This is a genomic window from Enterobacter cloacae complex sp. 2015409 (assembly GCF_041365315.1).
In the GTDB taxonomy this organism is placed as follows: Bacteria; Pseudomonadota; Gammaproteobacteria; order Enterobacterales; family Enterobacteriaceae; genus Enterobacter; species Enterobacter pseudoroggenkampii.
Map to the genome: position 1 here is coordinate 2,120,583 of NZ_JBFTVM010000001.1, position 23,967 is coordinate 2,144,549.

A 23,967-nucleotide genomic window follows, 5' to 3' on the forward strand; every position below is an offset into this window, starting at 1 on the left:
GCGGGGGTGAAAAACAGCAAATTAACCGTGACGACGTTCGAAGTCGATCATGAAATCCGTCAGGGCTTTAACGCCTTCCAGCGGCATCGCGTTATAGATGGAGGCGCGCATGCCGCCCACGACACGGTGACCTTTGAGCGCGTGCAGGCCTGCCGCGAAGGACTCTTCCAGGAACACTTTGTCCAGGTTGCTGTCCGCCAGCTGGAACGGTACGTTCATGCGGGAACGGTTAGCGTTCGCCACATCGTTGCGGTAGAAATCGCTCTTGTCGATCACGCCATACAGCAGTTCAGCTTTCTGCTGATTTACTTTGTCCATCTGCGCCACGCCGCCGTTTTGCTTCAGCCATTTGAAGACCAGGCCGGAGAGGTACCAGGCAAACGTCGGTGGGGTGTTGAACATAGAATCGTTATCGTTCAGCACGGTGTAATCGAGAATCGACGGGCAGGATGTATGTGCTTTACCCAGCAGGTCTTCACGCACGATAACAATCGTCAGGCCTGCAGGGCCGATATTTTTCTGTGCGCCCGCGTAGATCACGCCATAACGGCTGACGTCAATTGGCGCAGACAGAATGGTGGAGGAGAAGTCAGCGGCAACCACGACATCGCTGCCGAAGTCTGGCGTCTCGTCGATGGCAATCCCGTCAATGGTTTCGTTCGGGCAGTAGTGCAGATACGCTGCATTATCAGAAAGCTGCCACTCGCGCATTGGCTTCACGGCGCGCAGACCGTCAACGGTCACTTTGGCGTCGATCACATTCGGCGTGCAGTATTTATGCGCTTCTTTAATGGCGCTTGCTGCCCAGTAACCCGCATCAACGTAGTCAGCCGTCGTTTTGTCACCGAGGATATTCAGCGGAATACCCGCAAACTGGCCGCGTCCACCGCCGTGACAGAACAATACTTTGTAGTTCGAGGGAATATTCAGCAGATCGCGAAAATCCTTTTCTGCCTCTTCCGCCACCTGAATAAACTCTTTACCCCGGTGGCTGATTTCCATCACCGACGTACCGAGACCGTTCCAGTCACAAAGTTCCTGTTGAGCCTGTTTAAGCACGTCTGCCGGTAACATTGCCGGACCTGAACTGAAATTAAAGACTTGAGCCATTTCCCCTCACCACGCTAAAAGCCATAAGTTATAACTGTGGATATCGGTTTTATCATTCAGTGACACGCGCCGCAATGTCTAAAACTTATGACCCGTGAAATGTGCCCCGCGTCACACAAAACAATCTGCCGCCTCGTTAAGACAAAACCGACAAAATGGCTGTCAGGTGATGCGTTTGGCCCGGCTAACCTTCGTCCATTCCGGATTTGCACAGCGAGGGCATAATTGACGATCCCCCGGCTGCATCGCCACAACATGGCTACATCTTACGCAAGCATACTCGCCTGATTCAGGCACCGTTCTGAAACGCTCAATGAGCATATCCGGCAGGATACACAGCCCCGGCTTCACCTCGTCGTCAGAATAGTAATAGACGCTGATCTGCCCGTTAGTTTCCATGATTGCCAGACGCACCTGCCCGAGCTGTTCAACGCTATTCAGGCGTAGCTCCATAAAGAACTCAAACTCGGTCATATTGGCGCTTTGTACATTTTCCCAGGCCAGCTGTCCGTCCTCGACGATAACGACCGGCTTCCCTTCAAGCAGATCTTCCAGCTTTTCGCTTTTCGACATCAGCCACATGACAAGACGGTAAAGTAGCGCCAGTGAGACAAAAACGATAAACACCGGCACCATCGGCACATCATCATAGAAGGCGACGTCCCCCGCCGCTGAACCCAGCGTCAGAATAATCAACACCTCAAAGAGCGACATCTGCCGTACGCCGCGACGGCCGGTGATTTTAAGAAACAGGAAGACAAGTACGAAGGTATACAGGCTGCGCAGCGCCACTTCGCCCAGAAATTCAGGAGGAACTTTATCAAACGCCATCCGCTGGAGATCAAATGCTTTCATTTTTCTATGCCTTAACAGTCAGTTACTGCCACTAAGCATAGTCCAGCCATTTATTTTCGCCGAAGATAGCACCCGTCACGCAAAACCCGTATCATTGCGCGCTTTACGTACGATAAAAGTGACCGCCATGACTCAAACGTTTATCCCCGGCAAAGACGCCGCCCTGGAAGATTCCATCGCTCGCTTCCAGCAGAAACTGACCGACCTGGGTTTTAACATCGAAGAAGCCTCCTGGCTCAATCCGGTGCCTCATGTCTGGTCCGTGCATATTCGCGATAAAGAGTGTGCCCTGTGCTTTACCAACGGTAAAGGCGCGACAAAAAAAGCGGCACTGGCCTCTGCGCTGGGTGAGTATTTTGAGCGTCTGTCCACCAACTATTTCTTCGCTGACTTCTGGCTGGGCGAGACCATCGCTAACGGCCCGTTCGTTCACTATCCAAATGAAAAATGGTTCCCGCTGACCGAAGATGACGAACTGCCGAAAGGTATTCTCGACGCTCGCCTGCGTGCCTTCTACGATCCAGACAACGAACTGACCGCCAGCATGCTGATCGATCTGCAGTCCGGTAACGAGGATCGCGGTATCTGCGCCCTGCCGTTTACCCGTCAGTCTGACGAGCAGACCGTTTATATCCCGATGAACATCGTCGGCAACCTGTATGTGTCCAACGGTATGTCCGCCGGTAACACCCGCAATGAAGCACGCGTGCAGGGTCTGTCTGAAGTCTTTGAGCGCCACATCAAAAACCGCATCATCGCTGAATCTATCAGCCTGCCTGAAATTCCGGCAGACGTGCTGGCACGCTACCCGGGCGTGGTGGAATCCATCGCCAAACTGGAAGCAGAAGGTTTCCCAATCTTTGCCTATGACGGCTCTCTGGGCGGTAAGTACCCGGTTATCTGCGTCGTGCTGTTTAACCCAACCAACGGCACCTGCTTCGCCTCTTTCGGCGCGCACCCGGACTTCGGCGTGGCGCTGGAGCGTACCGTTACCGAACTGCTGCAGGGCCGTAGCCTGAAAGATCTCGACGTGTTTACGCCGCCAACGTTTGACGACGAAGAAGTGGCCGAGCATACCAACCTCGAAACCCACTTCATCGATTCCAGCGGCTTAATTTCCTGGGATATGTTCAAGCAGGACGCCGACTATCCGTTCGTGGACTGGAGCTTTGCCGGAACCACGGAAGAAGAGTTCGCCACGCTGATGGCGATCTTCAACTCGGAAGATCAGGAAGTGTATATTGCCGATTACGAGCATCTTGGCGTCTACGCGTGCCGCATTATTGTTCCGGGCATGTCCGACATCTACCCTGCTGAAGATCTGTGGCTGGCGAATAACAGCATGGGTGCGCACCTGCGCGAAACGCTGCTGGCACTGCCGGGCAGCGAATGGGAGAAAGAAGATTACCTGAACCTGATCGCCCAACTGGACGAAGAAGGCCACGATGACTTCACCCGCGTACGCGAACTGCTGGGTCTGGCGACCGGTAAAGACAACGGCTGGTATACCCTGCGTATTGGTGAGCTGAAAGCAATGCTGGCCCTGGCGGGTGGCGATTTGGATCAGGCTCTGGCCTGGACCGAGTGGACCATGGAATTCAACCAGTCGGTCTTCTCTGCCGAGCGCACCAACTATTACCGTTGCCTGCAAACCCTGCTGCTGCTTGCACAGGAAGAGGATCGCGAACCGCTGCAATACCTGAATGCTTTCGTGCGTATGTACGGTGCTGAAGCCGTAGAAGCAGCCAGCGCGGCCCTGAGCGGCGAAGCGCCGTTCTATGGCCTGCAGGCTGTTGATAGCGATCTGAAAGCCTTCCCGGCGCATCAGTCACTTCTGAAGGCCTACGAAAAGCTGCAGAAAGCAAAAGCCGCTTACTGGTCAAAATAAGCGCACATAACATTACCAGCAGTAGGCGTATTCAATCGTCTGGGCTATATTACGGGGCAATTTCATTGCCCCGTTTTTTATTTTCTTCGGCAATGATTGTTGATTGTAATAATAAAGTTAAATACGGGTAAATATAATAATATTGATCTGGGCTTTACTGTTACTTTTTATGGTTAATACTCCATATTAATTAACTGCTTCAGAGGTGGCTGAACGAAAAAATTCAACTCTTTTCATAACTTTTAAAATTTATTTTTATACGGATAATCAAATACTTACTCCGCATTTGTCGTAAAACCATACACACTGCGGGCCTATAAGCCAGGCGAGATATGATCTATATCAATTTCTCTTCTATAATGCTTTGTTAGTATCTCGTCGCCGACTTAATAAAGAGAGAGTTAGTGTGAAAGCTGACAACCCTTTTGATCTTTTACTCCCCGCTGCAATGGCTAAAGTTGCCGAAGAAGCGGGTGTCTATAAAGCAACGAAACACCCGATGAAGACGTTCTATCTGGCGATCACGGCTGGTGTGTTCATCTCTATCGCTTTCGTCTTCTATATCACCGCCACCACCGGTACTGCCGGAATGCCTTTCGGCATGGCCAAACTGATTGGCGGCATTTGCTTCTCACTGGGTCTGATTCTCTGCGTCATCTGCGGCGCCGACCTCTTCACCTCAACGGTGCTGATTGTCGTGGCCAAGGCCAGCGGAAGAATTACCTGGGGTCAGCTGGCACGTAACTGGCTTAACGTCTACGTGGGTAACCTGGTTGGCTGTCTGCTCTTTGTTTTGTTGATGTGGCTTTCTGGCGAGTACATGACCGCCAACGGTGGCTGGGGCCTTAACGTCCTGCAAACCGCCGACCACAAAATGCACCACACTTTTATCGAAGCCGTTGCTCTCGGCATCCTCGCTAACCTGATGGTCTGCCTGGCTGTATGGATGAGCTACTCGGGTCGTAGCCTGATGGACAAAGCCTTAATTATGGTTCTGCCGGTTGCGATGTTCGTTGCCAGCGGCTTTGAGCACAGTATCGCGAATATGTTCATGATCCCAATGGGCATTGTTATCCGCGACTTTGCGAGCCCGGAGTTCTGGACCGCAGTTGGTTCATCCCCGGAAAGTTTCTCTCACCTGACTATTATGAATTTCATTACTGATAACCTGATCCCTGTCACTATCGGGAACATTATCGGTGGGGGTCTGTTAGTTGGGTTGACATACTGGGTCATTTACCTGCGTGGCGACGATCATCATTGATGGTTTTCTCAGGCAGTAAATAAAAAATCCACTTAAGAAGGTAGGTGTTACATGTCCGAGCTTAATGAAAAGTTAGCCACAGCCTGGGAAGGTTTTGCGAAAGGTGACTGGCAGAATGAAGTAAACGTACGTGACTTCATTCAGAAAAACTATACACCGTATGAAGGTGACGAATCCTTCCTGGCTGGCGCAACTGACGCGACCACCAAGCTGTGGGACAGCGTAATGGAAGGCGTTAAACTGGAAAACCGCACTCACGCGCCAGTTGATTTTGACACCTCCGTTGCTTCCACCATCACTTCTCACGATGCTGGCTATATCAACAAAGCCCTTGAGAAAATCGTTGGTCTGCAGACTGAAGCACCACTGAAACGCGCAATCATCCCGTTCGGTGGCATCAAAATGGTTGAAGGTTCCTGCAAAGCGTATAACCGCGAGCTGGACCCAATGCTGAAAAAAATCTTCACCGAATACCGCAAAACCCACAACCAGGGTGTATTCGATGTTTACACCAAAGACATTCTGAACTGTCGTAAATCTGGCGTTCTGACTGGTCTGCCAGATGCGTATGGCCGTGGCCGTATCATCGGTGACTACCGTCGCGTTGCGCTGTACGGTATCGACTTCCTGATGAAAGACAAATACGCTCAGTTCGTGTCTCTGCAGTCCGATCTGGAAAACGGCGTAAACCTGGAAGCGACTATCCGTCTGCGTGAAGAAATCGCTGAACAGCACCGCGCGCTGGGTCAGATCAAAGAGATGGCAGCTAAATATGGCTGCGATATCTCTGGTCCTGCTACCAACGCTCAGGAAGCTATCCAGTGGACCTACTTCGGCTACCTGGCCGCAGTTAAGTCTCAGAACGGTGCAGCAATGTCCTTCGGTCGCGTATCCACCTTCCTGGATGCGTACATCGAACGTGATATCAAAGCAGGCAAAATCACCGAGCAAGACGCTCAGGAAATGATTGACCACCTGGTCATGAAACTGCGTATGGTTCGCTTCCTGCGTACTCCAGAATACGATGAGCTGTTCTCCGGTGACCCAATCTGGGCAACTGAATCCATCGGCGGTATGGGCGTTGACGGCCGTACTCTGGTAACCAAAAACAGCTTCCGCTTCCTGAACACCCTGTACACCATGGGTCCTTCTCCGGAGCCGAACATCACCGTTCTGTGGTCTGAAAAACTGCCTCTGAACTTCAAGAAATTCGCCGCTAAAGTGTCTATCGATACCTCTTCTCTGCAGTACGAGAACGATGACCTGATGCGTCCGGACTTCAACAACGACGATTACGCTATCGCTTGCTGCGTAAGCCCAATGGTTGTTGGTAAACAAATGCAGTTCTTCGGTGCGCGTGCAAACCTGGCGAAAACCATGCTGTACGCAATCAACGGCGGCGTTGATGAAAAACTGAAAATGCAGGTTGGTCCTAAGTCTGAGCCGATCAAAGGCGACGTTCTGAACTTCGATGAAGTCATGGACCGCATGGATCACTTCATGGACTGGCTGGCTAAACAGTACGTCACTGCGCTGAACGTTATCCACTACATGCACGACAAGTACAGCTACGAAGCCTCTCTGATGGCGCTGCACGACCGTGACGTGATCCGCACCATGGCGTGTGGTATCGCTGGTCTGTCCGTTGCTGCTGACTCCCTGTCTGCAATCAAATATGCGAAAGTTAAACCAATTCGTGACGAAGACGGCCTGGCTGTTGACTTCGAAATCGAGGGTGAATATCCGCAGTTTGGTAACAACGACTCTCGCGTTGATGACATGGCGGTTGACCTGGTAGAACGTTTCATGAAGAAAATTCAGAAACTGACTACCTACCGTAACGCTATCCCGACTCAGTCTGTTCTGACCATCACCTCTAACGTTGTGTATGGTAAGAAAACCGGTAACACCCCAGACGGTCGTCGTGCTGGCGCGCCATTCGGCCCAGGTGCTAACCCAATGCACGGTCGTGACCAGAAAGGTGCGGTTGCCTCTCTGACCTCCGTTGCTAAACTGCCGTTTGCTTACGCGAAAGATGGTATCTCTTACACCTTCTCTATCGTGCCAAACGCGCTGGGTAAAGACGACGAAGTGCGTAAAACTAACCTCGCGGGTCTGATGGATGGTTACTTCCACCACGAAGCGTCCATCGAAGGTGGTCAGCACCTGAACGTGAACGTTATGAACCGTGAAATGCTGCTCGACGCGATGGAACACCCTGAGAAATATCCTCAGCTGACCATCCGCGTATCTGGCTACGCAGTACGTTTTAACTCCCTGACTAAAGAACAGCAGCAGGACGTTATCACCCGTACTTTCACTCAGTCCATGTAAGTGGAATTGACTGAAATCACGCGCTAACAAGCGTACAATAAAGGCTCCACGTCAGTGGGGCCTTTTTAGCACCCTCTCCACCTCAGTCTCTTTTGTCCGCTATCTATACTGAATGGATAACAGCCAAAACAGACTTAACACAGCCGGCTTTGAGCTGTGCATACACAGGCCCGGGACGGGCCGATGATGGAGATATCACCGCAATGTCAACTATTGGTCGTATTCACTCCTTTGAATCCTGTGGTACCGTCGATGGCCCGGGTATCCGCTTTATCACCTTTTTCCAGGGCTGCCTGATGCGCTGCCTGTACTGCCATAACCGTGACACCTGGGACACGCACGGCGGTAAAGAAGTCACCGTCGACGATCTGATGAAAGAGGTGGTGACCTATCGCCACTTTATGAACGCCTCCGGCGGCGGCGTCACCGCATCCGGCGGTGAAGCCATTCTGCAGGCTGAATTTGTCCGCGACTGGTTCCGCGCCTGCCGCAAAGAAGGCATTCATACCTGTCTCGATACCAACGGCTTTGTACGTCGCTACGATCCGGTTATCGACGAGCTGCTCGAAGTTACCGATCTGGTGATGCTCGATCTCAAACAGATGAACGATGAGATCCACCAGAACCTCGTTGGTGTTTCAAACCACCGCACGCTGGAATTTGCCAAATACATTGCCGATAAAGGCATTAAAACCTGGATCCGCTACGTGGTGGTGCCTGGCTGGTCAGACGACGACGACTCCGCGCACCGCCTCGGGGAATTTACCCGCGATATGGGCAACGTCGAGAAAATCGAGCTTCTGCCCTATCATGAGCTGGGTAAACATAAGTGGGTGGCAATGGGTGAAGAGTACAAACTCGATGGCGTGAAGCCGCCGAAGAAAGAGACGATGGAACGCGTCAAAGGTATTCTTGAACAGTACGGCCACAAGGTAATGTATTAAAGAAAGGCCCGGTGAGAACCGGGCCTTTTTATATTCTATTTAAAGACGCCGTTAATAACGGACGTCACAATGGCTGTACTCAGTGCAATTAAGACCAGGTCGTCACCCACTACCCGCCACTCATAGCCTGGATAGGAAGGAAGCTGACCCAGCATAGAGGCCGGCACGGTTTTCTTCGCAATCCCCGGAGGCAACGGCTTACCGCGCGCCAGGTTTTTTGCGATCCCCGGAGGCAGAGACTTATAGCCCGTTAAGCCATAATTCAGCGCCAGATGGCGGGCATGATCGAAACTCACGCGAGCGTCGACATCGCTACCGACATCTTTACTGCTTTTAACGCTCTTATCCGATTTTCCAGGGTTATCCTGACCGTTATTTTGCTTATTGCCATGGTTACCAGAATTCCCGTTTCCATGACTGCCGCTGTTACCCTGTCCGCCACCGTTTCCGTGACCATTGCCATTCCCGTTGCCAGGATTAGCCATGACCGGAGCCGTTGCAAACGTTAAAGACAACACTACGGCCAGTGCGGTAGTGGAAAAACGACGAATAGACATGATTGCTGCCTTATAGTGGTAGGACTCACATGAATTATCGTCTGACGCAATAAACAAACAATAAGTAAAACTCTTAGTTGTGATGGGGACAAAAAAGCCTGTCATCGACAGGCTTTTAATTCATCAGGCATGAGCCACAGGCGTTGGGTGCTCTCCCGCTTTGCGCAGCAGCATTAAAAGATAAATAAACGATACGCTGGCGATCATGATAAACAATAAATTATCAGAGTAATTCTGCATCAGCATCGCGGTAAACGTCGGCCCTAATAAACTGCCGATGGTATAGCTCAGTAATAGCGCCTGGTTCATTGCCACCAGCTGGTGATGTTCTACTTTCTCACAGGCCCAGGCCATCGCAACCGGATAGAGCGTAAAGCCGGCGGCCCCGAGAATAAACAGCGCAGGCGCCATCGCGGCGTTGCTGAGCATGGCAAGGCATCCCATGATCACCACGAAGACCTGAACGCGCAGCACCAGCAGACGACCGAAACGATCCGCCAAACGACCAATCGGCCATTGCCCGACAATACCCGCACTTACCATGACCGCCATCCAGAAGCCAATTCCGGAATCGCTGACGCCCTGATGATTAAGATAGAGCGGCATCAGGCCATAGAGCGAGCCCAGTACAATTCCCGAGATAATGCAGCCGTTAACGCCCAGACGCGCCTGACGCAGTCTGAGCATTGGCCAGACGTGGGTCGCTTCCTGATGCTCGCTGTTCTGGTTCACAATGCGCGTGAAGAGCAGCGGCAGGATCGCGGCCAGCACCATGCCCGTTACCCACGGCAGAACGCTCATCAGGTCGGTTGGCAGCTTGCTGACCATCAGTTGTCCCAGCACGGTGCCGACGTAGTAAACCATCATATAGGCCGCCAGCAGGCGTCCGCGGTTGCGGGTGGTACCGCTGCACATAAGCGCACTTTCAACCACCACCCAAATCATCGCGCAGCCTACGCCAGCGATAAAGCGCCATGCCATCCAGCTCCAGAAGCCGACCATCAGGCCCAGCCCGGCACACCCGGCGGCGAAAATCAGCGAGGCCAGATAATAGCTGCGGTTAAAGCCAAAGCGCTTAATCAGGCTCCCGGTCACCAGCGTACCCAGCAGGTTCCCGGTAAAAAAGGACGAGCTGACCATACCCACCTGCCAGGTCGGTAAGTTTTCATGGGCGAGCCACAGCGGGACGAGCGTATTTAACACTGCGATCGCCAGGGTCAACAGAAGCAGGCCACAGAGCAACAGCAGCACTGGCCGAGTATAGGTGGTCATGGATTAAAAACCGTGAGGAAGTTCAGATTTCGTGCGCATCATGCCACTGGCAAAAACAAAGTCAATCCACTGATTTAGCCGCCTCGCACAATATGTTCCCTGTCGATTTAAAAAACTTATCCTGCTAATGCCACGCCTGCTATAGATATTAATTATGTCTCTGTTTTCATTTATTAATGGGCAAAATTAAAACAAAACGACAGTCGAAAAATTTCATGATCGAAAAAAGCAAAAGCCGGGCACTCTGGCCCGGCTTGATATAACCCAATACACCGTTAACTGGCGACAGCCATACCAACGGTCATATGCAACCCGTAGAACACGCCGCGACCAATCAGTTCACCCGCCAGTACCAGCACAAAAGCCAGTGACAACAACGGCAGCGCAGGCTGATAGCCTTTGAGCTGAGGAGCAATCCAGAATACCAGCGCGGCGACCAGCAGAACGATACGCCAGGCCATCAGCGCACCGTAGTCCGGCACCAGGGCAGAGGCCTGCTGGATAGAGCTGTGAATGGTTGCCAGTTCAGAACCCTGCATCAGGGCGACCATCGCACTCACTACCAGCGCCAGCAGCGAAACAGCGGGCAGCAAACGCATTGCCCACCCGTCTACGCCCGCCACGCGCAGCAGCAGGTAGCCCAGCAGCGGCCCGCCGATAAACATCGTCAGGAAGAAGCTCATCGGCGTCCAGACGCTGTACCAGGTGGGAACGGTATCGATAGTGTTATAGACACGCACCATCATCCACACGAACACCACGCCCAGCACCATGGTCACGATCAGCCACAGGCTGCGCAGACCCGCAGGTAATTTCTTCAGCACGGCCAGCAGCCAGCCCAGACCACCGACGGCAAAGAAAATTGCCCCGCTGGCAATCTCATTACTGAGAGACGAGGCACCCACGCGGTTCAGGGAGTTAAACGCGCGCATCGGTGAACCCAGGTGCAGCGTTGAGGCGATAAAGCCAATCCCCATCAGCACCCACAGGCCAAACATGCTCAACACCAGACGCTGCTGCTGTTCAGCGTTGAGATTACCCTTCAACAGCGCCAGCGCGAGCACAATGAAGCCGCCCGCCACGCACTGACCAAAGACCGTGAAGATCATCAGCGGCCATTCATGCCATCCACTTCCCATCTCACACCTCCTTCGGGTTTGCCAGATAGCCGGTGGTGTCACCTGTAGGACGGCTGTTGGCGTTAGGTTTAATCACAATACTCGGCTTCGTGAAGTGCGCAGACGGCAGCGGTGCCACGGCGGCGAGCTGACCGTGTTTCTGACGCAGCTCTTCAATCGGGCCGAAGTCCAGCGCGCGCAGCGGACAGGACTCGACGCAAATCGGCTTTTTGCCATCCGCTACGCGGGTGTGGCAACCATCGCATTTGGTCATATGGCCCTTGGCAGCGTTGTACTGTGGCGCGCCATACGGACAGGCCATATGGCAGTAGCGACAGCCGATGCAGACATCTTCATCCACCACCACAAAACCGTCTTCGCGCTTGTGCATCGCCCCGCTCGGACAGACCTTCGTGCAGGCAGGATCTTCACAGTGGTTACAGGCAATCGACAGGTAATACGCAAAGACGTTCTGATGCCAGACGCCGTTATCTTCCTGCCAGTCGCCCCCGGCGTATTCATAGATGCGACGGAAGCTCACGTCCGGCGTCAGGTCTTTGTAATCTTTGCAGGCCAGCTCGCAGGTTTTGCACCCGGTACAACGGCTGGAATCAATAAAAAATCCATACTGGGTTGTCATCGGCTACTCCTTAAACCTTTTCAACCTGGACAAGGTTTGTGTGGGATGGATTGCCCTTCGCCAGCGGCGACGGACGCTGCGTGGTCAGCACGTTAATACTGCCCGCCTGGTCGATGCGGTTGGCATCAGGGCTGTACCAGGCCCCTTCCCCCAGCGCCACCACGCCTGGCATCATGCGCGGCGTCACTTTGGCCTCAATGTGCACCTCGCCGCGACCGTTGAAGATGCGTACGCGATCGCCATTGCTGATGCCGCGTGCTTTGGCATCCATCGGATTGATCCACATCTCCTGACGGCAGGCGGCTTTCAGCACGTCGACGTTGCCGTAGGTGGAGTGCACGCGCGCTTTGTAGTGGAAGCCGGTCAGCTGCAGCGGGAATTTCGCCGTCAGTGGATCGTTGTAGTTTTCGAAACCTGGTGTGTAGATCGGCAGCGGATCGATAACGTCCCCTTCCGGCAGCTCCCAGGTCGACGCGATTTTTGCCAACTCTTCGGAGTAGATTTCGATTTTGCCCGATGACGTGGTCAGCGGGTTCGCCTGCGGATCTTCACGGAACGCTTTATACGCTACGTGATGCCCTTCCGGATCGCGCTGTTTGTACATACCCTGCTTGCGGAAAGTGTCGAAGTCCGGGAGGTCAGGGATCGCTTTACGGGAGAGTTCATGCAGATGTCGCATCCACCCTTCCTGAGTACGTCCCTCGGTAAACTGCTGCTCAACGCCAAGACGTTTCGCCAGCTCAGAGGTCATCTCATAGATGGTTTTGCACTCGAAGCGCGGTTTAATAGCCTGGTCAGTAAAGATCACGTAGGACATGTTGCCGCAGGAGGCGTCCAGGGCGAAATCCATCTGCTCAGAGGCGGTGCAGTCCGGCAGTAGGATATCGGCATATTTCGCCGAGGAGGTCATGTGGCAGTCGATCACTACAATCATCTCGCACTTCTTGTCATCCTGCAGGATTTCATGGGTGCGGTTGATTTCTGAATGCTGGTTGATGAGACAGTTACCGGCATAGTTCCAGATCATCTTGATCGGCACGTCCAGCTTGTCTTTGCCGCGTACGCCGTCGCGCAGGGCGGTCATTTCCGGACCCCGTTCGATCGCATCGGTCCACATAAACATGGAGATGCTGGTCTGAACCGGGTTATCCAGCGTCGGCATACGTTCGAACGGCACTTCATATGAGCCTTCACGCGCGCCGGTGTTACCGCCGTGAATGCCGACGTTGCCGGTCAGAATGGAGAGCATGGAGATGGCTCGGGTCGCGATTTCACCGTTCGCATGACGCTGCGGACCCCAGCCCTGGCTGATATAGGCCGGTTTGGCTGAGCCAATCTCACGCGCAAGCTGAACGATACGCTCTGGCGGGATGCCGGTGATGGTGGACGCCCATTCCGGCGTTTTTGCTACACCATCGTTGCCCTGACCGAGGATATACGCTTTGTAGTGACCGTTAGCAGGCGCGCTGGCAGGCAGGGTTTTCTCGTCATAGCCGACGCAGTATTTATCCAGGAAAGGCTGATCGACAAGGTTCTCTGTGATCATCACCCACGCCAGGGCGGAGACCAGCGCCGCATCGGTACCCGGACGAATGGGGATCCACTCATCTTCGCGTCCGGCACCGGTGTCGGTATAGCGCGGATCGATGATGATCATGCGGGCATTGGATTTAGCGCGAGCCTGTTCGAGGTAGTAGGTTACTCCGCCACCGCTCATGCGGGTTTCGCCCGGATTGTTACCAAACAGAACGACCAGCTTACTGTTTTCGATATCAGACGGGCTGTTGCCGTCCGCCCAGCCGCCGTAGGTGTAGTTCAGGCCAGCAGCGATCTGCGCCGAAGAGTAGTCGCCGTAGTGATTGAGATAACCGCCGCAGCAGTTCATCAGGCGCGCCACCAGCGTTTTTCCCGGTGGCCAGGAGCGGGTCAGCGTGCCGCCAAGCGTCCCGGTACCGTAGTTCAGGTAGATAGATTCGTTACCGTACTCTTTAATCAAACGCTGCATGTTGGTGGCGATGATGTCGTAGGCTTCGTCCCAGCTAATTCGCTCGAACTTCCCTTCCCCGCGCTTACCGACGCGCTTCATCGGGTATTTCAGGCGGTCCGGATTATAGACACGACGACGCATGGAGCGACCACGCAGGCAGGCACGGACCTGATGTAACCCTTCGTAGTTATCGTCCCCGGTATTGTCGGTTTCGACATATTTAATTTCACCGTCCACCACATGCATACGCAGCGGACAACGGCTACCGCAGTTGACGGTACAGGCACTCCACACCACTTTTTCCGGCGAAGTGGCCGGAGACAGAGCCTCTGCCGCCGACGCCAGTCGGGTAAAGGGGAGCGTGAAGGCACTGCTGGCTACGGCCAGGCCGCCTATGGCCGTGGTTTTCATCAACCCACGGCGAGTGACCTCGGCAGCCATTAATGCTTCAGGCGCGTTGATTTTCATAGAGACTCACTTTGGTTGCTCACAAAGAAAAGAGAGGCGGTGCATACCGCTATGTAGTTTTATATATAACGAATATCTTCGTTATCAGCGTTTTGTGCTGACTTTCATTCGGAGGAGTATTACTACTTTAGAGGGAGAGGTTATTGCTTCGTATCAAATCAAAGGCATAAAAAAAGCGCCCTGAGGCGCTTTTTTGTTTTAAGACAAATATTAGCCGATGTACTGCTGGCCTTTCATGTATGGACGCAGCACTTCAGGGATCTCAATACGACCGTCTGCCTGCTGGTAGTTTTCCAGCACGGCAACCAGCGTACGGCCTACAGCCAGACCAGAACCGTTCAGGGTATGCACCAGACGGGTTTTCTTGTCAGATTTGCTGCGGCAGCGAGCCTGCATGCGGCGCGCCTGGAAATCCCAGACGTTAGAGCAGGAGGAGATTTCACGGTAGGTGTTCTGCGCAGGCACCCACACTTCCAGATCGAAGGTCTTGCAGGCGCCAAAGCCCATATCACCGGTACACAGCGCCATACGACGGTACGGCAGACCCAGCAGCTCCAGCACTTTCTCAGCGTGGCCGGTCATCTCTTCCAGCGCGTCCATGGATTCTTCAGGACGGACGATCTGCACCATCTCAACCTTGTCGAACTGGTGCATACGGATCAGACCGCGCGTGTCGCGACCGTAAGAACCGGCTTCAGAACGGAAGCACGGAGAGTGCGCCGTCAGTTTGATTGGCAGGTCGTCTTCGTCAATGATCTCATCACGCACGAGGTTAGTCAGCGGCACTTCAGCGGTTGGGATCAGCGCGTAGTTGCTGCTGTCTGCTTCTTCGTCCAGCGGACGGGTATGGAACAGATCGCCGGCAAATTTCGGCAGCTGGCCCGTACCGTACAGCGTATCGTGGTTGACCAGATACGGCACGTAGGTTTCGCTGTAGCCATGCTGCTCGGTGTGCAAATCCAGCATGAACTGCGCCAGTGCACGGTGCAGATGGGCAATCTGGCCTTTCATCACCACGAAGCGAGAGCCGGTCAGCTTAACCGCTGCCGCAAAATCCAGGCCAGCGTGCATTTCGCCCAGCGTCACGTGATCGCGCACCTCGAAGTCAAACTCACGAGGCGTGCCCCAGCGTTTCACTTCAACGTTGTCGTTTTCATCTTTGCCGACAGGCACGCTGTCGTCAGGAATATTCGGGATAGCCAGGGCAATATCACGAATCTCGTCCTGAAGAACGTCCAGCTCAGCTTTCGCCTGATCCAGTTCTTCACCCAGTTTGTTCACTTCCAGGCGTAATGGCTCAATATCTTCCCCGCGCGCTTTCGCCTGGCCGATGGATTTCGATCGAGAGTTACGCTCTGCCTGCAGATTTTCAGTTTGTACCTGCAGAACTTTACGACGCTCTTCAAGAGCGCGCAGCTTATCTACATCCAGCTTAAAGCCCCGGCGTGCCAGTTTTTCAGCGACTGCGTCTGGCTCATTACGCAGCAGATTGGGATCGAGCATGCTTATCCTGTGCTTATCGAATTAAAATAGGAAAATGTGACCACAGCCTGCGGCCACAAGGATACATTGCCAACATTACCGCAACGATTGAACTAACGGTAGCGTTTTATAGGGCTATTTTGATCCTGTCCGGCGAGCCAGGTGAGCTTTTCACCAATCTTGCCCTCAAGACCTCTGTTTGTGGGGTGATAATAGCGCGTTTGTGCCATCTCCTGCGGGAAATATTCCTCCCCGGCAGCGTAGGCATTGGGTTCGTCGTGAGCGTAGCGATACTCCTGCCCGTAACCCATCTCTTTCATCAGCCTGGTCGGCGCGTTACGCAGGTGAACCGGCACATCGTAGTCCGGCCGTTCGCGCGCGTCGGACATCGCCGCTTTGAAGGCGGTATAAACCGCATTGCTTTTCGGCGCGCAGGCCAGATAGACAATCGCCTGCGCTATGGCACGTTCGCCTTCCGCGGGTCCAACGCGGGTGAAGCAGTCCCAGGCCGACAGCGCGACCTGCATGGCGCGAGGATCGGCATTGCCGACATCTTCTGACGCAATCGCCAGGCAGCGACGCGCGACGTATAACGGATCGCCGCCCGCAGTGATAATGCGCGCGTACCAGTAAAGCGCCGCATCCGGCGCGCTGCCGCGCACGGACTTATGCAGCGCCGAGATCAGGTCGTAAAAACGGTCGCCTTTATTATCGAACCGCGCGCTGCGTTCCCCGGCAATTTCGGTGAGCAGCTCCTGCTTCAGCACCCGCTTTCCGGCATCGTCGACTTCGGCCATATCGGCCATCATTTCCAGCGTATTCAGCGCCCGACGCGCATCGCCGTTGACCAGCTCGGCAATCGCACGACGCGTGTCGTCAGGCAGAACGATATCCTGCCCGCCGTAGCCCCGCGCTTTGTCGTCCATCGCCTGAGTAAGAACCTTTTCGATATCCTCGGTCGTCAGCGATTTGAGCAGGTAAACGCGCGCGCGGGAGAGCAGCGCCGAGTTCAGCTCAAACGACGGGTTTTCGGTGGTCGCGCCGATGAAGAAGATCGTGCCGTCTTCAATATGCGGCAGGAAGGCATCCTGCTGGCTCTTGTTGAAGCGGTGGACTTCGTCCACGAAGAGGATGGTGCGCCGCCCGGCATTGCGGTTCTGCCGCGCACGCTCGATCGCCTCACGGATCTCTTTCACGCCGGAGGTGACCGCCGAGATGCGTTCAACGTCCGCGTTGGCATAGCGGGCGATCACTTCTGCAAGCGTGGTCTTGCCGGTACCAGGGGGGCCCCAGAGGATCATGGAGTGAAGATGTCCGGCCTCAATAGCGCGCGGCAATGGCTTACCGGCAGCCAGCAGGTGCTGCTGGCCGATGTACTGCGCTAAATTTTCTGGCCGCATGCGAGCGGCCAGAGGTTGAAACGCGTTATCTGAAAAATCGAGCGACAGATTGCCCACTCACGCCTCTTACTTATTGCGTTGGTCGTCCACCGTTACGCCCTTCGGCGGGGTAAAGGTGAATTTCGATGCATCAACGGCGCCGTTCTGCTGAGATTTAAGCTGGTAGCTGCTGCGCTGATCGTCCTGCTCAACCGCGCCGAACTGATTGATGGTACCGTTGGTGCTTACGTTAATGGTGAACTGCTTCAGGTTGCCGTTGCTGCCTTTCGGCGTCAGGACAAACTCGTCACCCGTCTGTTTAATATTGTACTGCTGCCAGTCGCTGGCCTGGTTACGGGCAATCAGCATAAACGGCGTATTGCTGGTGGCATCCTTCAGCCAGGTCGCCGTAGCCTGCTCAACGAACGGGTTGAAGAACCATAAGGTTTTGCCGTCAGACACCAGGATGCTCTCATCCGGCTGGGTCATGTGCCAGTTGAACAAATTTGGGCGTTTTACCCACAAATCTCCCTGGCCTTCCTGCACCGCGTTGCCGCTGCCGTCAGTCACTTTTTGCGTGAAGCTGGCGTGGAAGCTGCTTACTTTATCCAGTCGGCTTTTAAGGTCGCTGGCTGCATCAGCCCAGACGCTGCTGGCGACAAAACTGGTGAGTAATGCACAGGCGATGGCGATTTTTTTCATTGTTATTCCTTAAAATACGTCTTCCCGATATGGGGTTTCCGTCTTCTATTCTGGACCTGCCCGAAGGCAGGCGACAGAAGAAAATGCTTAATTTTGGCTGATTTACCCTTCTTTGCAATCGCTGAAGGTTAATCAAACGGCGGCGGTGCCAGCACCTCGCGGTTACCGTTATGCCCCTGCTCGCTCACAATGCCCTGCGCTTCCATCTGCTCGATGATACGCGCCGCGCGGTTATAGCCGATGCGGAACTGACGCTGCACCCCAGAGATGGACGCTTTGCGTTTTTCGGTAACGAAGCTAACCGCCTGATCGAATAACGGATCCAGCTCTTCGCCGCCGTCGAAGCCACCGCCACCGCCTTCGCTTTCCGTATCGCTGGTAATGCCGTCAACATATTGTGGACGACCGCGCGCTTTCCAGTCCTGCACGACGGCGTGAACTTCCTCATCGCGGACGAACGCACCGTGGACACGCACCGGAGAGGTGGAGTTCGGGCCGGAATAGAGCATGTCACCCATACCCAGCAGCGACTCTGCGCCGCCCTGGTCAAGAATGGTACGGGAGTCAATTTTACTTGATACGGTAAAGGCGATACGCGTCGGAATGTTCGCTTTGATAAGGCCGGTAATAACGTCTACGGAAGGACGCTGGGTCGCCAGCACAAGGTGAATACCGGCCGCACGCGCTTTCTGCGCCAGACGGGCAATCAACTCTTCCACTTTCTTACCGACGGTCATCATCAGGTCAGCGAATTCATCGACCAGCACGACGATATAAGGCAGTTTTTCCAGCACCGGATGCTGGGCATCCATGCTGTCACCCGGTTTCCAGTAAGGATCCGGAATCGGACGTCCCATGCGCACCGCCTGGGCGATTTTCTCGTTATAACCGGCCAGGTTACGCACGCCCAGCGCAGACATCAGCTTGTAGCGGCGTTCCATCTCATTGACGCTCCAGCGCAGGGCGTTGGCGGCGTCCTTCATGTCGGTCACAACTTCGGTCAGCAGATGCGGGATGCCTTCGTAGACCGACAGTTCGAGCATTTTCGGGTCGATCATGATGAAACGCACATCTTCCGGCTGCGCTTTATACAGCATGCTGAGGATCATGGCGTTCACACCGACAGACTTACCGGAACCGGTAGTACCCGCGACCAGCAGGTGAGGCATTTTCGCGAGATCCGCCACCACCGGATCGCCCGCGATATCTTTACCCAGCACCACGGTCAGCGGAGATGGGTTATCGCGGAATTTGGTGTTATCCAGCACTTCACGCAGGTAGACGGTCTGACGTTTCTTGTTCGGCAGCTCAAGGCCAACGTAAGGTTTACCCGGAATTACTTCCACCACACGTACCGCCACGGTCGACAGAGAACGCGCCAGGTCGCGGGACAGGTTGGAAATGCGCGCGGCTTTAACGCCAGGCGCCAGATTCAGTTCAAAACGGGTGATAACAGGACCCGGCGAGTAGTTCACCACGTCCGCCTTGATGCGGAAGTCAGCCAGACGGGCTTCGACCAGACGCGCCATTTGTTCGAGCGCGAAGGTATCGACCGGTTCCACTTCTGACGGCGGCGGCGTTAACAGATCCAGAGACGGCAGCGGCGTGCTTGGACGCTGCAGCGGACGACTGTCACCGTTACGCATCAGCAGCGGGTGAATCAGGCTCTCCTGCGGCTGAGGCGCAGGCTGCTGGAACTGCGGCGGCTGTGGTGCCTGCTGCGGTTGCGCATACGGCTGCTGAACAGGTTGTTGAGGCTGCGAGTATGTCTGTGGTGCTGGCTGCTGGCGCAGAGGCGCTGCTTCCGGCATCACGCTCGGGGTAAATAAAGGCTCGCTCGGGCCATCATCCACCAGCTCCTTCATCGGCGAAAATTCAAAATCAGACAGCGAGAACGGGTTTGCACCCGCCGGTTGCTCACCGGAATAGCGCTGCTGCTGGGTGGCGGCAAACTGGCGCGCCAGTTCTGCTTCTGCCGCGTCCTCTTCATCTTCCAGCACCGGTTCATCGTGCTGGTATTCTTCACCGTAGCGCTGATTCTGCTGCGCAGCGAACTGGCGGGCCAGCTCGTCCTGCTGCATTTCATCGGCGTCATCTTCGTAGTCAGGCTCGCGCGCTTTCTCTTCAGCCATACGCTGGGAAGGCAGCTTGATACCATAAGAGGCAAGCTCTCGGCGGGTTGGAACGCGAACGCGGTTAGGGCGAGGCAGTTGCGGACCAATCCCCTCCTTCACCTGAGGACGTGGCGCGCCCCCTGTTGCCAGACTAAAGACAGGTGCAGCTGCGGCAGCGGTAGCCTGTTTCACGCTTTCCGCTACGGGTGCGACTGCAGGCGTCGGGTCGATCGGTGGAACGGAAACAGAAGGCGCTTTCGTCACCGGCTCCTGCACCGGTTCAGGCACCGGCTGGTACCAGGCAGCCAGCTGCTCGCGTTCACGCGCACGTCGCTCTTCGACTTCTTCGAAATAGTACAGCGGTGGGCGGGCGGGCTTCACCTCTTCCACGATTTCAGGTTCAGGCTGCGGCTCAACATAAGGCTGCACAGGTTCAACCGGTTCAGGCACATACTCCTGATAAGGTTGGGCCACCGGCTGTTCATAGTGCGGGTAATCTTGCGGTTCATACGCAGGCTGCGGCGGCTGATAAGGCTGCTGCCACTGCTCCTGCTGCACAGGGACGTAGCTTTCAGGTTCAGGTGCGATAACGGGCTCCGGCGTGTGAACACCGGGCGCAGTCTGCCAGTCAACCTGCGGCTGCTGAATAACGGATTCCGGCGGCGAAACCGGCGCGGATGGCATCACAGCGTCGACCGGCGCGGCATACGCCTGCGCAGCGGTCGTCGCGGCTGCTGCTGCCGCAACCGGCTCGGTAACCGAGTGGCCATTTAACAACGGATCGTATTCGTCGAAGTCACCCGGCATGGCCCGGCTGCCGGAGAAGAGCACATCGTCAGGATCGACGGCGACACCCGCCGCGCGATACGCCACCTGCTCGTCTTCATCCATGCGTTTACCGGAGAAGAGCGCCGCATCGGTTTTACGGCCAAGCGGGTTGGCAAATTTCTCAGCAACACGCTGACGACGCGCCAGCGCGCCGCGCAGAATACGCGCACGACGAGACTCGCGACGCTGCACAGGCGCGTCATCTTCATCTTCCTCTTCGTACTCGTCTTCATCAACCCACGTATCGTCACGACGGGTACGGTTGCTGGCGAAGGTCAGAATAGTGAGGATAAAACTGCCGATTTTCTCGGCAATGCTCACCCAGGACCAGCCGGTAAACAATGTCAGCCCGGCCGCCCAGATGCAGAGCAATGCGAGCGTGCCACCGCTGCTGTGCAGCATCGGTTGTAGCGCAGAGCTCAACAAACTGCCGATCACCCCGCCAGAGGCGAAGTACCAGATATCATCCGCATTAATCGCTGCCAGCCCGCACGAGGTGAGGATCAGCGCCAGCGCGCCAATCAGGCGCAGCGACACGGCGAAATAGTCGATGTAATCATCGTTCTGACGATGACGCCACGCAAACCAGCATCCGCCAATGATAATGACGGGAAGGGTATAGGCCATCACACCGAAAATGAAAAACAGCGTGTCCGCAAGCCAGGCACCGGGGACACCGCCTAAATTATGGATAGGCTCATGCCATGCAGTTTGTGACCAGCTGGGATCCGAGGGGTTGAAACTGAGTAAGGCTGCCATCAGCCAGACGGCAAAAAGGGCAATAACAATCAGCAAAGCCTCGAGGAGACGACGTCCGCTGCTTAGCTTCGATAGTGTGACTTCTTTGTCTTCAGTGTATTCCTGGCTCAAGAAAGGCTCTCCAGGTATCAGGCATATCCTGCCTGTTTGCTAAAACGGACAACAGTGCCGGGACTCCCCGGCACTGTTGCTGTATGGATTAACAGGAGTGTAATCAAACTACGCTGATTTTGCACCTGTTCCGTGTTAGCGCGTCTTAATAACCAGACGATTGCTCTGTTTGACCTCTTCCATCACCACATAGGTACGGGTGTCGTTCACACCTGGCAGACGCAGCAGGGTTTCACCCAGCAGCTTACGGTAGGCGGACATATCAGGTACACGGGTTTTCAACAGGTAGTCGAAATCACCGGATACCAGGTGACACTCTTGAATTTCTTCAAGTTTCTGTACAGCGGCGTTAAATTGCTCAAACACATCCGGCGCACCACGATTCAGAGTAATCTCAACAAATACCAGAAGTGAGGCATCCAGATAATGCGGGTTCAGCAGAGCCGTATAGCCCTGAATGAAACCCTGTCTTTCCAGTCGACGCACACGCTCAAGGCACGGCGTCGGGGAAAGTCCCACACGTTTTGAAAGCTCGACGTTGGAAATACGCCCATCCTTTTGCAATTCATTAAGAATGTTACGATCGATACGGTCGAGATCTTTGCCAGGGCGCTTCTTGCTATCTACCATTATTATTGTCTCTCTGTATTCCTTCCCTACTCCTGCCTGGACCCTGTGCACATCACTGTTCAGAGCCTGTACCCGTTAGTCATCACATCGCCTGATTATGTATTAGACGCGATGCGGATTCGGGTTCTGTTGGTAAGAAGACCGTTGCCCGAAGGCAGTCACCGACATCACGTATGGCGTCTGTCCACGCCATGCGTAGATTTCACTGACCCGGTAAAAATGGCATTTACGTGCATGCCTATGCGGCATACGGTTAACACGGTTTTTTCTTCTTCCTTGAATGTTTTCGCAAAAGCGCAGGGGATTGTCAAAGCAAAACATCGTTTTTTAGTACAACATGCCGGATATTCATTGCGGCAGGGTATTAATCCTCATTTTATTGCCTTACAAACGACCGGTTTTCAGGAGAAAGCGTGATGTTATCGCGCGCTATTCATCGTCCGTGGCTATTACACAGATTGATATCAAAATTGCTGCGCTCTTTTTTTACGACAACAAATTCCCTACAATCCAGCCAAATGTCTGCCAACAACAATGGGGATCTCATGGGCACGGCCAAACACAGTAAGCTGCTAATCCTTGGTTCTGGACCTGCGGGATATACCGCGGCGGTCTATGCTGCACGCGCTAACCTGCACCCGGTACTCATCACCGGCATGGAAAAAGGCGGTCAGCTGACCACCACCACCGAAGTGGAAAACTGGCCAGGGGACCCGAACGACCTGACCGGGCCGCTGCTGATGGAGCGTATGCACGAGCATGCTGCTAAATTCGAAACCGAAATTTTGTTCGATCATATCAATAAGGTCGATCTGCAGAACCGTCCGTTCCGCCTGACGGGCGACAGCGGCGAATACACCTGTGATGCGCTGATCATCGCCACCGGCGCCTCTGCCCGTTACCTCGGTCTGCCATCCGAAGAAGCGTTCAAAGGCCGCGGCGTTTCTGCCTGCGCCACCTGCGACGGTTTCTTCTACCGCAATCAGAAAGTCGCGGTCATCGGCGGCGGCAACACCGCCGTAGAAGAAGCGCTCTACCTGGCGAACATTGCCTCTGAGGTGCATCTGATCCACCGTCGCGACACCTTCCGCGCGGAGAAGATCCTGATCAAACGTCTGATGGATAAAGTGGCAAGCGGCAACATCGTGCTGCACACCAACCGTACCCTGGAAGAGGTGACGGGCGACCAGATGGGCGTTGCCGGTCTGCGTATCCGTGATACCCAGAACACCGATAACGTCGAAACGCTGGAAGTGGCGGGTCTGTTTGTGGCGATCGGTCACAGCCCGAACACCGCGATCTTCGACGGTCAGCTGGAGCTGGAAAATGGCTACATCAAAGTGCAGTCCGGCATTCACGGTAACGCGACCCAGACCAGCATCCCGGGCGTGTTCGCGGCCGGCGACGTGATGGACCATATTTACCGTCAGGCGATCACCTCTGCGGGCACCGGCTGTATGGCCGCGCTGGACGCTGAACGCTACCTCGATGGACTGGCTGAACAAGGTAAATAATCTTTACAAGT

The 23,967-nt window shown here is 54.7% G+C and carries 17 protein-coding genes; 5 read left to right on the forward strand and 12 right to left on the reverse strand.

Annotated features, from left to right (window positions below; genetic code table 11):
- Nucleotides 1–21: 21 nt before the first annotated feature.
- Both serC and ACDO57_RS10375 read right to left on the reverse strand, forming a co-directional pair.
- The gene (serC, locus tag ACDO57_RS10370) at nt 22–1,110 is read right to left on the reverse strand and encodes a 3-phosphoserine/phosphohydroxythreonine transaminase (protein WP_024907796.1); all 1,089 of its coding nucleotides are present in this window, start codon (nt 1,108–1,110) and stop codon (nt 22–24) included.
- A gap of 162 nt (nt 1,111–1,272) precedes the next feature.
- Nucleotides 1,273–1,965: a DUF421 domain-containing protein gene (locus ACDO57_RS10375; RefSeq protein WP_023310994.1), complete on the reverse strand. Its 693-nt coding sequence runs from the start codon at nt 1,963–1,965 to the stop codon at nt 1,273–1,275.
- A gap of 127 nt (nt 1,966–2,092) precedes the next feature.
- On the opposite strand from ACDO57_RS10375, the gene ycaO reads away from it, so the two are divergent.
- From ycaO to pflA, 4 genes are all read left to right on the forward strand, one after another.
- Nucleotides 2,093–3,853: a 30S ribosomal protein S12 methylthiotransferase accessory factor YcaO gene (gene ycaO / locus ACDO57_RS10380; protein WP_090417532.1), complete on the forward strand. Its 1,761-nt coding sequence runs from the start codon at nt 2,093–2,095 to the stop codon at nt 3,851–3,853.
- Nucleotides 3,854–4,259: 406 nt separating this feature from the next.
- Nucleotides 4,260–5,117 carry a formate transporter FocA gene (gene focA / locus ACDO57_RS10385; protein ID WP_008499974.1) on the forward strand — a complete coding sequence of 286 codons (858 nt, stop codon included), beginning with the start codon at nt 4,260–4,262 and terminating at the stop codon, nt 5,115–5,117.
- 51 nt (nt 5,118–5,168) lie between these two features.
- Complete coding sequence (gene pflB, locus ACDO57_RS10390) at nt 5,169–7,451, forward strand: formate C-acetyltransferase (RefSeq protein ID WP_024907798.1); 2,283 nt, start codon at nt 5,169–5,171, stop codon at nt 7,449–7,451.
- A 203-nt stretch (nt 7,452–7,654) separates the two neighbouring features.
- A complete protein-coding gene (gene pflA, locus ACDO57_RS10395) occupies nt 7,655–8,395 on the forward strand; it encodes a pyruvate formate lyase 1-activating protein (protein WP_024907799.1) in 741 nt (246 codons plus the stop codon).
- A 35-nt stretch (nt 8,396–8,430) separates the two neighbouring features.
- Here the strand turns inward: pflA and ACDO57_RS10400 are convergent, their stop codons facing one another.
- From ACDO57_RS10400 to lrp, 10 genes are all read right to left on the reverse strand, one after another.
- The gene (locus tag ACDO57_RS10400) at nt 8,431–8,952 is read right to left on the reverse strand and encodes an anti-virulence regulator CigR family protein (protein WP_370883934.1); all 522 of its coding nucleotides are present in this window, start codon (nt 8,950–8,952) and stop codon (nt 8,431–8,433) included.
- A 123-nt stretch (nt 8,953–9,075) separates the two neighbouring features.
- Nucleotides 9,076–10,224, reverse strand: coding sequence for an MFS transporter (locus ACDO57_RS10405; protein WP_048990991.1), 1,149 nt, complete (start codon nt 10,222–10,224; stop codon nt 9,076–9,078).
- A gap of 275 nt (nt 10,225–10,499) precedes the next feature.
- On the reverse strand, nt 10,500–11,363 hold the full coding sequence (locus ACDO57_RS10410) for a dimethyl sulfoxide reductase anchor subunit family protein (protein WP_370883935.1): 864 nt from the start codon (nt 11,361–11,363) through the stop codon (nt 10,500–10,502).
- 1 nt (nt 11,364) lies between these two features.
- A complete protein-coding gene (locus tag ACDO57_RS10415; RefSeq protein WP_021240882.1) occupies nt 11,365–11,982 on the reverse strand; it encodes a DMSO/selenate family reductase complex B subunit in 618 nt (205 codons plus the stop codon).
- 10 nt (nt 11,983–11,992) lie between these two features.
- A complete protein-coding gene (gene dmsA, locus ACDO57_RS10420) occupies nt 11,993–14,437 on the reverse strand; it encodes a dimethylsulfoxide reductase subunit A (protein WP_370883936.1) in 2,445 nt (814 codons plus the stop codon).
- 210 nt (nt 14,438–14,647) lie between these two features.
- Nucleotides 14,648–15,940, reverse strand: coding sequence for a serine--tRNA ligase (serS, locus tag ACDO57_RS10425; RefSeq protein WP_370883937.1), 1,293 nt, complete (start codon nt 15,938–15,940; stop codon nt 14,648–14,650).
- Nucleotides 15,941–16,032: 92 nt separating this feature from the next.
- Nucleotides 16,033–17,376 carry a replication-associated recombination protein RarA gene (rarA, locus tag ACDO57_RS10430; protein ID WP_024907805.1) on the reverse strand — a complete coding sequence of 448 codons (1,344 nt, stop codon included), beginning with the start codon at nt 17,374–17,376 and terminating at the stop codon, nt 16,033–16,035.
- Between the two features lie 9 nt (nt 17,377–17,385).
- A complete protein-coding gene (lolA, locus tag ACDO57_RS10435; RefSeq protein ID WP_024907806.1) occupies nt 17,386–18,000 on the reverse strand; it encodes an outer membrane lipoprotein chaperone LolA in 615 nt (204 codons plus the stop codon).
- Nucleotides 18,001–18,128: 128 nt separating this feature from the next.
- Nucleotides 18,129–21,812 (reverse strand): DNA translocase FtsK 4TM domain-containing protein, encoded by a 3,684-nt coding sequence (locus tag ACDO57_RS10440; protein ID WP_370883938.1) that lies wholly within the window; start codon nt 21,810–21,812, stop codon nt 18,129–18,131.
- Between the two features lie 135 nt (nt 21,813–21,947).
- Nucleotides 21,948–22,442: a leucine-responsive transcriptional regulator Lrp gene (gene lrp / locus ACDO57_RS10445; protein ID WP_000228469.1), complete on the reverse strand. Its 495-nt coding sequence runs from the start codon at nt 22,440–22,442 to the stop codon at nt 21,948–21,950.
- A 545-nt stretch (nt 22,443–22,987) separates the two neighbouring features.
- On the opposite strand from lrp, the gene trxB reads away from it, so the two are divergent.
- Complete coding sequence (trxB, locus tag ACDO57_RS10450; protein WP_024907808.1) at nt 22,988–23,956, forward strand: thioredoxin-disulfide reductase; 969 nt, start codon at nt 22,988–22,990, stop codon at nt 23,954–23,956.
- Nucleotides 23,957–23,967 lie beyond the last annotated feature (11 nt).

Bases quoted from the DNA above. Each gene is read 5' to 3' on its own strand.
- pflB (WP_024907798.1), top strand. From the start codon at position 5,169: ATGTCCGAGCTTAATGAAAAGTTAGCCACAGCCTGGGAAGGTTTTGCG.
- ACDO57_RS10415 (WP_021240882.1), bottom strand. From the start codon at position 11,982: ATGACAACCCAGTATGGATTTTTTATTGATTCCAGCCGTTGTACCGGG.
- serC (WP_024907796.1), bottom strand. From the start codon at position 1,110: ATGGCTCAAGTCTTTAATTTCAGTTCAGGTCCGGCAATGTTACCGGCA.
- lolA (WP_024907806.1), bottom strand. From the start codon at position 18,000: ATGAAAAAAATCGCCATCGCCTGTGCATTACTCACCAGTTTTGTCGCC.
- dmsA (WP_370883936.1), bottom strand. From the start codon at position 14,437: ATGAAAATCAACGCGCCTGAAGCATTAATGGCTGCCGAGGTCACTCGC.
- lrp (WP_000228469.1), bottom strand. From the start codon at position 22,442: ATGGTAGATAGCAAGAAGCGCCCTGGCAAAGATCTCGACCGTATCGAT.
- pflA (WP_024907799.1), top strand. From the start codon at position 7,655: ATGTCAACTATTGGTCGTATTCACTCCTTTGAATCCTGTGGTACCGTC.
- ACDO57_RS10375 (WP_023310994.1), bottom strand. From the start codon at position 1,965: ATGAAAGCATTTGATCTCCAGCGGATGGCGTTTGATAAAGTTCCTCCT.
- ycaO (WP_090417532.1), top strand. From the start codon at position 2,093: ATGACTCAAACGTTTATCCCCGGCAAAGACGCCGCCCTGGAAGATTCC.
- ACDO57_RS10410 (WP_370883935.1), bottom strand. From the start codon at position 11,363: ATGGGAAGTGGATGGCATGAATGGCCGCTGATGATCTTCACGGTCTTT.
- ACDO57_RS10400 (WP_370883934.1), bottom strand. From the start codon at position 8,952: ATGTCTATTCGTCGTTTTTCCACTACCGCACTGGCCGTAGTGTTGTCT.
- trxB (WP_024907808.1), top strand. From the start codon at position 22,988: ATGGGCACGGCCAAACACAGTAAGCTGCTAATCCTTGGTTCTGGACCT.
- ACDO57_RS10405 (WP_048990991.1), bottom strand. From the start codon at position 10,224: ATGACCACCTATACTCGGCCAGTGCTGCTGTTGCTCTGTGGCCTGCTT.
- serS (WP_370883937.1), bottom strand. From the start codon at position 15,940: ATGCTCGATCCCAATCTGCTGCGTAATGAGCCAGACGCAGTCGCTGAA.